Raw genomic sequence first — 12,454 nt, 5'->3', positions numbered from 1 at the left:
ATCACTGAAAATAATGATAACTTAATAACAAGATAATAAAAAAGGAGGTATACCATGGCATATGCGACATTAGCTGGGGGTTGTTTCTGGTGTTTGGTAAAACCGTTCACCTCTTATCCGGGCATTGAAAATGTTGTTTCTGGCTATAGTGGTGGACATGTTGAAAACCCTTCTTATGAAGATGTTAGTCATGGACAAACCGGCCATGTAGAAGCAGTACAAATCACATATAACTCTGAAATTACTTCCTTCGAGAACATTTTAGATGTTTATTTTAAAACATTTGATCCAACTGATAATGGCGGTCAATTTTTTGATAGAGGCAAACATTATCAACCAGCTATTTTTTATCATAATGAAGCACAAAAAAAAGCTGCAGAAGCAAAAATTCAAGAGTTAAATGAGCAGGCAATATTTAATAAACCCGTAATTACACCCATAAAACCATACAAAAACTTTTATCCTGCTGAATCCTATCATCAAGATTACTATAAAAAGAATCCATTGCATTATGAGCAATATCAACGTGGTTCTGGCAGAAAAAGTTTTATAGAAAAACATTGGGGGAAACAATATGATTAAGAAAAATAAAAATGATTTAACAGAAATGGAATACTTGGTAACTCAAGAAGATGGAACAGAGCCTCCTTTCCAAAGTGAATATTGGAATCATTTTGAAAAAGGGGTTTATGTTGATAAAATTTCTGGTAAACCTTTATTTACCTCAGAAGAAAAATTTGAATCAGACTGTGGTTGGCCCAGTTTCTCAAAAGCTTTAGATGATGATGAAATCATAGAGCTCGTTGACAAAACATTTAGTATGGTGCGCACAGAAGTACGCTCTGAAGGTGCGAACAGCCATTTAGGACATGTTTTCAATGATGGTCCAACTGAAAGTGGCGGTTTAAGATATTGTATTAACTCGGCTGCCGTGCAATTTATACCATTTGAAAAACTGGAAGAATTAGGTTACGGAGATTTAATACCACATTTTGAAAAATAAGGAGCGAACAAGACATGTTTAAAAAATTATTTGGTAAAGGTAAAGAAGTCGACAAAGAAACGAGTGTATACGCACCTATTACTGGAGAATATGTGAAAATAGAAGATATCCCAGATCCAGTGTTTGCGCAAAAAATGATGGGAGAAGGATTCGGAGTAAATCCAACTGATGGTGAAGTTGTTTCTCCAATCAATGGTAAAGTAGATAATATCTTCCCAACAAAACATGCAATTGGTTTACAAGCTGATAATGAACTTGAACTACTTGTTCATATTGGTTTAGATACAGTACAACTTGACGGAGAAGGTTTCGAAGTATTAGTCGAAAGTGGCGATACTGTTAGTGTGGGAGACCCATTATTACGTTTTGATTTAGATTATATAAAAGAAAATGCTAAATCAGTTATTTCTCCAATAATTGTTACAAACTCAGATAACACGTCATCTGTGGCAATTGCCGACGATATAACATCAGTAACTAAAGGTGAAACTAAAATTATTGATGTGACAATGAACTAATGAAAGATCATTCATTTTATCAATTTGCATTAACAGCACGTGGTCGAAAAGACGAAAAAGGCGAATTAGCTGAAGAAATTTTTGATGATTTGTCTTTTCCACGACAGGAAAAAGATTTTCATGCTCTATCAGATTACATTGAAATGCAAGGAAGTTATACCGTTTCAATGTCTGTTTTTGATAGTTTATATGATGAATATACTGAATGGTTAAAATTTTAGTCTTAGTTTATATTTGAGAGAATATAGTAAAGTATATTAAAATAATAAAGTATCATAGAGAGCTGGGATTAATCTTTAATGATTCAATCCCAGCTACTTTTATTTTCAAATCAATAAAATTTCGATTTGAATTATACATATATTTAGGAAGTGATAAAATGTCGGAAAGATCAGACATGCAAAATGAAAACCACGAAGAAACTAAAAATAACGATGCTAATAACAAATATTCCACTAAAAATTTGAGCTTTAAACGGAAAAATTTCATTTTAACAATCATAAGTATTGTGCTTATAACAGCAGTTTTAACAGTTTTTGCAACCATAGCAGTCATGAACTGGACAAGTGGGCTAGATGGAAAACAAAGAACAGAAATGAAAAAGGTTGAAGATGTCTATAGTATTTTAAATAAAGAATATTATAAAAATACAGATTCAGAAAAAATATCGGAATCTGCAATTAAGGGAATGGTAAAAGATTTAGATGATCCATATTCGGAATATATGACTAAAAAAGAATCTAAATCGTTTAACGAGGATGTCTCAGGTGATTTTGTAGGTATCGGTGCAGAAATGCAAAAAAAGGGAGATAAAATTCAAATTACAAGCCCTATGAAAAACTCTCCTGCAGAAAAAGCTGGCATTCAACCTAAAGATGTAGTGACTAAGGTGAATGGTAAGTCTATTAAAGGCCAACCACTTGAAGCTATAGTCAAAAAAGTGCGTGGAAAACAAGGTTCAAAAGTTACATTAACAATTGAAAGAGCGAACCAAGAACACGACATCACTATTAAAAGGGATAAAATACATGTTAAGAGTGTTGAATATGAAAAACATGGAAATACTGGTGTGTTTACAATAAATAAATTTCAAAGTAGTACTTCTGGTGAATTAAAATCTTTAATTATTAAAGCTCATAAAGATGGAATTCGAAAAATTGTTCTAGATTTACGTAATAATCCTGGTGGATTGCTTGATGAAGCTGTGAAAATGGTAAATATTTTCGTGGATAAAGGAAAAACCGCAGTTCAACTTGAAAAAGGCGATCAAAAAGAACAAATAAAAACATCAAACGATGCAAGCAAAGAAGCTAAGGATATGGATGTTTCAATTTTAGTGAATAAAGGTTCGGCCAGCGCGTCAGAAGTATTCACTGGTGCTATGATGGATTATAATAAAGCTAAAGTTTACGGTTCAAAAACTTTTGGTAAAGGTATAGTACAAACCACACATGAATTTGATGATGGTTCTCTATTAAAATTTACGAATATGAAATGGTTGACTCCAAAATCTCGTTATATTCATGGAAAAGGCATTAATCCTGATACAAAAATTAATGAACCTGAATATCAATCTTTAAGCGTCATACCTAATACACAGACATACCAGTTGGGTGATGAAGACAAACATGTTAAAACAATTAAAGTGGGTCTATCTGCATTAAACTATCAGTCTAATAATAAATCTAAACGCTTTGATAAGGAATTAGAAGATACTATTAAATCATTCCAAAAAGATAATAATTTAACAGTTAATGGAAAATTCAACAAACAAACCAATGATAAATTCACACAAGCTTTAGTTAATAAAGCAAATAAAGAAGATACTGTATTACAAACCCTATTAAACAAATTAAAATAAAGAGGTGAACCTCGCATGATAAGATTAGGTACCATAGAAGATTTACCAACTATTTTAACGATTGTAGAAGAAGCAAAGTCAATAATGCAACAAGAAAACAACAACCAGTGGGATGAACAATATCCATTAAAATCACATTTCAAAGAAGATATTAGTAAAGATTCATTGTTTGTTTTAGAAGAAAAAGATACAATTTTTGCCTTTATAGTTGTCGACCAGCAACAATCTGAGTGGTATGATGAACTGGCATGGCCAATTGATAGAAACAATGCATACGTTATTCATAGATTGGCAGCCTCATCTGAATATAAAGGCGCTGCTACAAAATTATTTGATTTTGCTGTTAACCTTGCTTTACAAGATAATGTACATGTAATGTTAACTGACACTTTTGCATTGAATAAACGTGCTCAAGGATTATTCCAAAAATTTGGCTTTATTAAATTAGGTGAAGTAAATATTGATTATCCTCCTTTCGATAAAGGAGAACCATTCTATGCCTATTATAAAAAATTAGAAGAATAGAGGTAATAATATGACAAAAATCGCATTTACTGGTGGCGGTACTGTTGGACATGTTTCTGTTAATCTAAGTTTGATTCCAACAGCTTTAGAAGAAGGATATGAAGCATTTTATATCGGCTCCAAAAATGGTATGGAACGAGAAATGATTGAATCCCAATTACCAGAAATCCCATATCATAAAATTTCAAGCGGTAAATTAAGACGATACATCTCTTTTGAAAATATTAAAGATATTTTTAAAGTATTAAAAGGTATCTTTGATTCAAGACGCATATTAAAAAAAGAAAAGCCTGACCTATTATTCTCAAAAGGTGGTTTTGTATCTGTGCCTGTAGTTATCGCTGCTAAATCCCTAAAAATTCCAACTATTATACATGAATCTGATTTAACACCCGGACTAGCAAATAAAATTGCTTTAAAGTTTGCTAAAAAGATTTATACAACCTTTGAAGATACATTACAATACCTGCCGAGTGAAAAAGCGGATTTTGTAGGTGCTACAGTGCGGGAAGATTTAAAAAGTGGTGATAAAAATAGAGGCTATCAATTAACAGAATTTAAAGATAATAAAAAAGTTTTATTAATCATGGGTGGTAGCCTTGGAAGTAAAAAGTTAAATGATATTATTAGAGATAATTTAGACGCATTATTAAAAAATTATCAAGTGATTCATTTAACTGGTAAAGGATTGCTGGATCAATCCTTTACCGATAAAGAAGGATACGTTCAGTTTGAATTTGTTAAAGACGATTTAACTGATTTATTAGCGATAACAGACACAGTTATTAGTCGTGCTGGCTCAAACGCTATATATGAATTCTTGGCATTAAGAATTCCAATGCTTTTAATTCCATTAGGTCTTGACCAATCTAGAGGAGATCAAATAGACAATGCGAAAAATTTTGAATCTAAAGGTTTTGGAAGAACAATTCCTGAAGACACTTTAACCGAGGATAAACTCATCGATCAGTTAAAAGACATCGAAACTCATCGTGAATCTATTATAACTCAGATGCAAACATACAAAGAAAGTTTTACACGCCAAGATTTATTTCATAAAATTATTAAAGATGCAAATAACTACTAATAGGGAGGATACGCAATGAGTCGTTGGAAAAGAATAAGTCTACTCATTATTTTTACATTAATTTTTGGCATTATTGCATCCTTCCATGAATCAAGATTAGGAAAATGGATAGACAATGAAGTTTATGAATTCATATATTCTTCTGAAAGTTTTATAACTACTACATTTTTCCTAGGAGTTACTAAAATCGGGGAAGTATGGGCAATGGTTTGTTTATCTTTATTACTTATCGCCTATTTAATGCTTAAAAAATTAAATATAGAGGCACTTTTCTTTGCTATAGCAATGAGTTTATCAAGTACTTTAAACCCATTATTAAAAAACGTATTTGACAGAGAACGACCTACACTGTTACGTCTCATAGATATCTCTGGTTTTAGTTTTCCAAGTGGACACGCAATGGGATCAACCGCTTTCTTTGGCAGTACCATTTACATTGCTAATCGTGTCATGAAAGGTAAAACAAAAGGGATTATGATAGGTCTTTCAGCACTATTTATTATTTTAATTTCATCATCAAGAGTATATCTTGGTGTTCATTATCCAACTGATATCATTGCTGGTATCATTGGTGGCGCTTTTTGTGTCGTATTATCAACACTAATATTGAGGCACAAATTAAAAATTTAAATAATAACGAAATAGAATAAATGGCAATTTCTATATAAAATAGAAATTGCCATTTTTTAAATTCATCTGAGATACTTATATCTCAAACTTAATTCAATTGTGTCAAAAATTATTATAAAAACCGATTTCATAATGTAAAACCGGTTTCTATATATACGTTGATTTACAACGTTAGTCTTTTACGGGCATATAAAAGGGGATATTTACGAAAATGATCAATTCTACTAAAACAAATATGTGTGGGGGGAATGTCTATGTAGTATTGATAATCATTTTCAATTACATTATACAACACTGAGAATAATTGTCAATTAGATTTCTAATATTTTCTAATCTTTTATTTCAACATCGTTATATTTAATTATATTCAATATCTTATTTTATTTTTAATACCCTGTTACTTTCTATAAACTGTTATTTCATATATTATATATTTTGAGGTGTAAGCAATGACAAAAATTTTAATTGTTGAAGATGAACAAAATCTTGCACGTTTTATCGAGTTAGAATTAGAGCACGAAAACTATGCCGTAGATATTGAATATGATGGCAAACCTGGGTTGGCAAAAGCTTTAACAAATGATTACGATTTGATTTTGTTAGATTTGATGCTACCTAATATTAATGGTTTAGAAATTTGTAGACAAGTCAGACAAAATAAATCCACTCCTATAATTATTATCACAGCAAAAAGTGACACTTACGATAAAGTAGCTGGATTAGATTATGGGGCAGATGATTATATAGTAAAACCATTTGATATTGAAGAATTATTAGCAAGAATAAGAGCAATGTTACGTAGACAGCCACAAAAGAACATCATCGACATGCAAGGCATTATTATCGATAGAGATGGCTTTAAAGTAACTGTAGATGGTAATACTTTGGATTTGACGAAAACAGAATATGATTTATTGACCTTATTAGCTGAAAATCGTAATCATGTATTACAGCGAGAACAAATTATCGCAGATGTGTGGGGTTATGATTCAGAAGTTGAAACTAACGTTGTTGATGTATACATCCGCTATTTAAGAAATAAGCTTAAACCATATAATAAAGATAAAATCATAGAAACTGTACGTGGCGTGGGATATGTGGTTAGAAAATGAAACAGCGTAAATTAAAAACCAAGTGGATGATTATCACAACAACGATTACGTTTTCAACCATATTTATATTTAGTTTAATTATCATATTCTTTCTAAGTAACGCATTACGTCACAACGAACTAAGCGAAGCTGAAAGAAGTTCCTCGGATATCATTCAACTTTTCGAATCTAAACAATTGAATGATATTACACCATTAGACTTAAATGCTTCGTTAGGTAATTTTCAAAAAGTGATTCTTTATAATAAAAATGGTGAAAAACAAATAGAGACTTCAAATGACAACGATATCGTTTATTCACCTAATTTCAAACCTAAAGAAATTGATACGGCTTTAATAAAAAAATACCATAACAACGATTATTTAATTATTACAAACCGGATTAATACGCATCATTTTAAAGGATATAGCGTAATCATTCATTCTTTAGAGAATTATAATGCACTCGTCAATTCATTGTATTTTATTGCACTCATATTTGGAGTGATTGCTACTTTTATAACTGCAATGGTAAGTTATTTCTTCTCTGCACAAATTACAAAACCATTAATCTTAATGTCTAATAAAATGCAGCAAATTCGTCGTGATGGTTTCCAAGAAAAAGTGGACTTAGTTACTAATTACGAAGAAACAGATAATTTAATTGTTACTTTTAATGAAATGATGTTCCAATTAGAAGAATCGTTTAACCAACAGCGTCAATTTGTTGAAGATGCTTCACATGAGCTACGAACTCCATTACAAATTATTCAGGGTCACTTAAATTTGATACAGCGGTGGGGCAAAAAAGATGCAGCAATTCTTGAAGAGTCACTCGACATATCCTTAGAAGAAATGACTAGAATTACAAAATTAGTTGAAGAATTATTATTGTTAACAAAAGATAACAACAATAGTAAAGAAAATGAAACCGAAAGTGTAGAAATTAATCAAGAGATTACATCCAGAATTAAATCACTAAAACAACTTCATCAAGATTATGTTTTTGAATTTGTACCTTATCAAAAACCGCTTAATATAAAAATAGACCGTTATCAATTTGAACAAGTACTAATTATCTTCATTGATAACGCCATGAAATATGATCAAGTTAATAAATATATTCAAATTCAAACAAATCTAAGGAACAAACAAATATCAATTGAAATTACAGACCATGGTGTAGGTATTCCAAAAGAGGATATAGATTTTATTTTTGACAGATTCTATAGAGTTGATAAATCCCGTTCCAGAAAGTTAGGCGGCAATGGTTTAGGTTTATCGATAGCTAAAAAAATCATTGAATTAAATCATGGGACAATTCATGTAGAAAGTGAAGTAGGAAAATACACGACATTTAAAATCACATTTTGATTTTTAATAGGTTACTCATTCAAGTAAAAATATGTTACGCTATAAAATGAAAATACAATTAGCAGAGCCAAATAAAATCAGGTTCTGCTTTTTCATATAACTAGTTATTGATACTTTAATTTGCATTTATTTAATGCTATTATTGATTTGTAAGCGTTTTAACTATTTTGTGGAGGGTGTAATATGAGCAACGAAAGTCAGGTTACCCAGGCACCTGTAAATTTCGGGGCAAATCTTGGATACATTTTAGATCTATATGATTTATATTTGAATGATCCAGCTTCAGTCCCTGAAGATTTACAAGTCCTATTTAGTACAATCAAAAACGGTGAAGCAAACATCGCAACAAATACAGCTGATGGTCAACAAAATGCGACTAAAGCTGATAGCACGATTAAACGTGTTATGCGTCTCATAGATAACATACGTCAATATGGGCATTTATTGGCAGATATTTATCCAGTTAACAAACCTGAAAGAGAAAATGTTCCAAAATTAAATATTGAAGATTTTAATTTGGATAAAGAAACATTAGAGTCAATTTCAGCAGGTATTGTATCTGAACACTTTAAAGATATTTACGATAATGCTTATGAAGCTATTGTTCGTATGGAAAAACGTTATAAAGGACCTATTGCATTTGAATATACACATATCAATAACAATAGGGAACGTGTATGGTTAAAACGTAGAATAGAAACACCATACAAAGCAACATTAAACGATAATCAAAAGATTGAATTATTTAAAAACTTAGCACATGTAGAAGGCTTCGAAAAATATTTACACAAAAACTTTGTGGGCGCAAAACGTTTCTCAATAGAAGGTGTAGACACACTAGTGCCAATGTTACAACAAACATTAAGACTTGCTAGTGACGAAGGCATTCAAAATATACAAATAGGTATGGCCCACCGTGGTAGATTAAATGTACTTACACATGTGTTAGAAAAACCGTATCAAATGATGATTTCTGAATTCATGCACACTGATCCAATGAAATTCCTACCAAAAGATGGTAGTTTAGAATTAACTTCAGGTTGGTCAGGAGATGTAAAATACCATCTCGGTGGTGTAAAAACTACAAATTCTTATGGCAGTGAGCAGCGCATTTCCCTTGCGAATAATCCAAGTCATCTTGAAATCGTTGCGCCGGTTGTATTAGGTAAAACACGTGCAAATCAAGATGATACCGACAAACCTGGAAAAGTTCATACTGATTTCCATAAATCTATGCCAATATTGATTCATGGTGATGCTGCTTACCCAGGACAAGGTATTAACTTCGAAGCTATGAATTTAGAAAATTTAGACGGCTATTCAACAGGTGGTACACTCCATATAATCACTAATAATAGAATTGGCTTTACAACTGAGCCAGAAGATGGTCGTTCCACAACGTATTCATCTGATGTTGCAAAAGGCTATGATGTACCTATCATGCATGTTAATGCAGATAATGTTGAAGCCACAATTGAAGCAATTGAAATTGCTATGGCGTTTAGAAAAGAATTCCATAAAGATGTTGTCATTGATTTGGTTGGTTATCGTAGATATGGGCACAATGAGATGGATGAACCATCCATTACCAATCCGTTACCATACCATAATATTCGAAAACATGACCCTGTTGATGTACTTTATGGTCATCAATTAGTTCAAGATAATATTATTTCTGAAGATCAAATGAATCAAATCTTTGATGAAGTTCAAAAAGAACTCCGTGCCGCTCATGATGAAATAGATAAAAACGACAAGTTGGATAATCCTGATATGCAAAAACCAGATAGTCTTGCCGAACCACTCCAAAGTGTCGATGTGGATGTAAGTTATGAACAACTTAAAGAAATTAATGATGCAATGCTATCATATCCATCTAACTTTAATGTTCTTAAAAAATTGAATAAAGTCTTAGAGAAAAGAAGAGAGCCTTTTGAGAGCGAAGATGGATTAGTTGATTGGGCTCAAGCAGAACAATTAGCATTCGCAACAATCACTCAAAAAGGTACGCCTATTCGCTTAACTGGACAAGATAGTGAACGTGGTACATTCAGTCACCGTCACGCCGTACTCCATGACCCTGATTCAGGTGAAGAATATATCCCACTTCACAATGTTCCAGGACAAAAAGCAACTTTTGAAGTGCGTAACTCGCCACTATCAGAAGCAGCGGTTGTTGGCTTTGAATATGGTTATAATGTGCAAAATAAAGATTGTATGACAATTTGGGAAGCCCAATATGGAGACTTTTCTAATATGGCTCAAATGATATTCGATAACTTCTTATTTAGTGCTAGAGCTAAATGGGGCGAACGTTCAGGTTTAACACTATTCTTACCTCATTCATTTGAAGGTCAAGGGCCTGAACATTCATCTGCACGTTTGGAAAGATTCTTACAATTAGCTGGGGAAAATAACAGTACAGTAGTAAACTTATCAAGCTCAAGTAACTACTTCCATTTACTGAGAGCTCAAGCTGCTAGCTTAGGTACACAATCAATGAGACCGCTAGTAGTAATGTCTCCTAAGAGTCTCTTACGTAATAAAACAGTTGCTGACCCAATTGATAAATTTACATCTGGAAAATTCGAACCAATTTTACCAGAAGAACATGATAAAGAAGCTGTTAAAAAAGTAATTCTAGCTTCAGGTAAAATGTTTATTGATTTAAAAGAATATTTAGCAAAAAATCCAAATAATTCAATTTTACTAGTTGCTGTGGAAAGATTATATCCATTCCCAGCTGAAGAAATTGAAACATTACTAAATGAATTACCTCATTTAGAAAATGTAGCTTGGGTACAAGAAGAACCTAAGAACCAAGGCGCTTGGTCATTTGTTTATCCATATCTGAAAGAATTAACTACAGATAAATACGATTTAAGCTATCATGGCCGTATTCAACGTTCAGCTCCTGCTGAAGGTGATGGAGAAATACACAAACTTGTTCAAAATATGATAATCGAACAAAGCACAAAATTTAACTAGGGGGAAGTTAAGCATGCCAGAGGTAAAAGTTCCAGAATTAGCAGAATCCATTACAGAAGGTACCATTGCAGAATGGTTAAAACAAGTCGGTGATAGTGTAGATAAAGGTGAAGCTATCCTTGAATTAGAAACAGACAAAGTAAACGTCGAAGTAGTTTCTGAAGAAGCTGGTGTATTGCAAGAATTACTTGCAAATGAAGGTGATACGGTAGAAGTTGGCCAATCTATCGCTGTTGTAGGCGAAGGAAGTGGCAATAATAATTCTGAAGCACCTAAACAAGATAATTCTGAATCACAAGCAGCTGAGAGTAACGAAAAATCAGAGCAACCAAAATCAAAAGCTCAAAATGGTAATGAAAGCACTGCTGACGATTCACAAAATAAAGGACAACGTGTTAATGCGACACCATCTGCACGTAAATATGCACGTGAAAAAGGCATTGACTTATCCGAAGTAGCAACGCAATCAAATGATGTTGTTAGAAAAGAACATGTTGATCAATCACAAAATAATAAGAATGAACAAGCTGCACAATCGTCATCAAAAGAAGAACCTAAAAAACAAGCAGCTCCACAAAACCCAACAAAACCAGTTATCAGAGAAAAAATGTCTCGTCGTAAGAAAACAGCTTCCAAAAAGTTATTAGAAGTATCTAATAATACAGCAATGCTAACAACATTTAATGAAGTTGATATGACAAATGTGATGAACTTACGTAAACGTAAAAAAGAACAATTCATTAAAGATCATGATGGTACAAAACTAGGTTTCATGTCATTCTTTACAAAAGCATCAGTATCAGCATTGAAAAAGTACCCTGAAGTAAACGCTGAAATTGATGGTGAAGACATGATTACGAAACAATACTATGACATCGGGGTTGCCGTATCTACAGATGACGGATTACTCGTACCATTTGTAAGAGATTGTGATAAGAAAAACTTTGCCGAAATTGAAGATGAAATAGCTAATTTAGCTATCAAAGCGCGTGATAAAAAATTAGGTTTAGATGATATGGTAAATGGTTCATTTACTATTACCAATGGTGGTATCTTTGGTTCAATGATGTCTACACCAATCATTAATGGTAGCCAAGCTGCGATTCTAGGTATGCATTCTATTATTACACGTCCGATTGCTATCGACGCAGACACAATTGAAAACCGTCCGATGATGTACATCGCATTAAGTTATGATCATAGAATCATCGATGGTAAAGAAGCAGTAGGTTTCTTAAAAACTATTAAAGAATTAATTGAAAATCCAGAAGATTTACTATTAGAATCTTAATCCACAACACAAAATAGTTTACTAACCTTAATACAACGGCGTTCAGCGTCGTTGTATTTTTATGTGCTTATTTCATTTTTGATAACA

12 protein-coding genes are annotated in these 12,454 nt (G+C 32.3%); all 12 read left to right on the top strand.

Annotation, left to right across the window (positions count from 1 at the left end; translation table 11 throughout):
- The first annotated feature begins 54 nt into the window (after window positions 1-54).
- The 12 genes from msrA (at window position 55) to sucB (ending at window position 12,367) form a co-directional block, all read left to right on the top strand.
- On the top strand, window positions 55-582 hold the full coding sequence (gene msrA / locus MUA21_RS05950) for a peptide-methionine (S)-S-oxide reductase MsrA (RefSeq protein WP_107526179.1): 528 nt from the start codon (window positions 55-57) through the stop codon (window positions 580-582).
- Complete coding sequence (gene msrB, locus MUA21_RS05945; RefSeq protein ID WP_262562164.1) at window positions 575-1,003, top strand: peptide-methionine (R)-S-oxide reductase MsrB; 429 nt, start codon at window positions 575-577, stop codon at window positions 1,001-1,003. Before msrA ends, msrB begins: the two co-directional genes overlap by 8 nt.
- A 14-nt stretch (window positions 1,004-1,017) precedes the next feature.
- Window positions 1,018-1,521 carry a PTS sugar transporter subunit IIA gene (locus tag MUA21_RS05940; RefSeq protein ID WP_046208265.1) on the top strand — a complete coding sequence of 168 codons (504 nt, stop codon included), beginning with the start codon at window positions 1,018-1,020 and terminating at the stop codon, window positions 1,519-1,521.
- Window positions 1,521-1,742: a YozE family protein gene (locus MUA21_RS05935; protein WP_046208266.1), complete on the top strand. Its 222-nt coding sequence runs from the start codon at window positions 1,521-1,523 to the stop codon at window positions 1,740-1,742. The genes MUA21_RS05940 and MUA21_RS05935 overlap by 1 nt, the downstream gene beginning before the upstream one ends.
- A gap of 158 nt (window positions 1,743-1,900) precedes the next feature.
- A complete protein-coding gene (locus MUA21_RS05930; protein ID WP_107526177.1) occupies window positions 1,901-3,382 on the top strand; it encodes a S41 family peptidase in 1,482 nt (493 codons plus the stop codon).
- Window positions 3,383-3,397: 15 nt separating this feature from the next.
- Window positions 3,398-3,907 (top strand): GNAT family N-acetyltransferase, encoded by a 510-nt coding sequence (locus MUA21_RS05925; RefSeq protein WP_262562161.1) that lies wholly within the window; start codon window positions 3,398-3,400, stop codon window positions 3,905-3,907.
- Between the two features lie 10 nt (window positions 3,908-3,917).
- Entirely contained in the window at window positions 3,918-4,994 is a 1,077-nt protein-coding gene (gene murG / locus MUA21_RS05920; protein ID WP_262562160.1) for an undecaprenyldiphospho-muramoylpentapeptide beta-N-acetylglucosaminyltransferase, read from the top strand.
- Window positions 4,995-5,009: 15 nt separating this feature from the next.
- Window positions 5,010-5,624 carry a phosphatase PAP2 family protein gene (locus MUA21_RS05915; RefSeq protein WP_262562159.1) on the top strand — a complete coding sequence of 205 codons (615 nt, stop codon included), beginning with the start codon at window positions 5,010-5,012 and terminating at the stop codon, window positions 5,622-5,624.
- Between the two features lie 449 nt (window positions 5,625-6,073).
- Window positions 6,074-6,736 carry a response regulator transcription factor gene (locus MUA21_RS05910; protein WP_262562158.1) on the top strand — a complete coding sequence of 221 codons (663 nt, stop codon included), beginning with the start codon at window positions 6,074-6,076 and terminating at the stop codon, window positions 6,734-6,736.
- Window positions 6,733-8,088, top strand: coding sequence for a HAMP domain-containing sensor histidine kinase (locus MUA21_RS05905; RefSeq protein WP_046208272.1), 1,356 nt, complete (start codon window positions 6,733-6,735; stop codon window positions 8,086-8,088). Before MUA21_RS05910 ends, MUA21_RS05905 begins: the two co-directional genes overlap by 4 nt.
- Window positions 8,089-8,271: 183 nt before the next feature.
- A complete protein-coding gene (locus tag MUA21_RS05900; protein WP_262562156.1) occupies window positions 8,272-11,076 on the top strand; it encodes a 2-oxoglutarate dehydrogenase E1 component in 2,805 nt (934 codons plus the stop codon).
- Window positions 11,077-11,089: 13 nt separating this feature from the next.
- Window positions 11,090-12,367 carry a dihydrolipoyllysine-residue succinyltransferase gene (gene sucB, locus MUA21_RS05895; protein WP_262562154.1) on the top strand — a complete coding sequence of 426 codons (1,278 nt, stop codon included), beginning with the start codon at window positions 11,090-11,092 and terminating at the stop codon, window positions 12,365-12,367.
- The last annotated feature ends 87 nt before the right edge of the window (window positions 12,368-12,454 follow it).

Origin of the sequence: Staphylococcus ureilyticus, assembly GCF_025558845.1 — a bacterium.
GTDB lineage: Bacteria > Bacillota > Bacilli > Staphylococcales > Staphylococcaceae > Staphylococcus > Staphylococcus ureilyticus.
Note: the sequence above shows the minus strand (reverse complement) of the source record. Positions and strands in the feature narration are given on the sequence as shown.

Bases quoted from the DNA above. Each gene is read 5' to 3' on its own strand.
- msrA (WP_107526179.1), top strand. From the start codon at position 55: ATGGCATATGCGACATTAGCTGGGGGTTGTTTCTGGTGTTTGGTAAAA.
- MUA21_RS05930 (WP_107526177.1), top strand. From the start codon at position 1,901: ATGTCGGAAAGATCAGACATGCAAAATGAAAACCACGAAGAAACTAAA.
- MUA21_RS05915 (WP_262562159.1), top strand. From the start codon at position 5,010: ATGAGTCGTTGGAAAAGAATAAGTCTACTCATTATTTTTACATTAATT.
- MUA21_RS05940 (WP_046208265.1), top strand. From the start codon at position 1,018: ATGTTTAAAAAATTATTTGGTAAAGGTAAAGAAGTCGACAAAGAAACG.
- MUA21_RS05910 (WP_262562158.1), top strand. From the start codon at position 6,074: ATGACAAAAATTTTAATTGTTGAAGATGAACAAAATCTTGCACGTTTT.
- sucB (WP_262562154.1), top strand. From the start codon at position 11,090: ATGCCAGAGGTAAAAGTTCCAGAATTAGCAGAATCCATTACAGAAGGT.
- MUA21_RS05925 (WP_262562161.1), top strand. From the start codon at position 3,398: ATGATAAGATTAGGTACCATAGAAGATTTACCAACTATTTTAACGATT.
- MUA21_RS05935 (WP_046208266.1), top strand. From the start codon at position 1,521: ATGAAAGATCATTCATTTTATCAATTTGCATTAACAGCACGTGGTCGA.
- murG (WP_262562160.1), top strand. From the start codon at position 3,918: ATGACAAAAATCGCATTTACTGGTGGCGGTACTGTTGGACATGTTTCT.
- MUA21_RS05900 (WP_262562156.1), top strand. From the start codon at position 8,272: ATGAGCAACGAAAGTCAGGTTACCCAGGCACCTGTAAATTTCGGGGCA.
- MUA21_RS05905 (WP_046208272.1), top strand. From the start codon at position 6,733: ATGAAACAGCGTAAATTAAAAACCAAGTGGATGATTATCACAACAACG.
- msrB (WP_262562164.1), top strand. From the start codon at position 575: ATGATTAAGAAAAATAAAAATGATTTAACAGAAATGGAATACTTGGTA.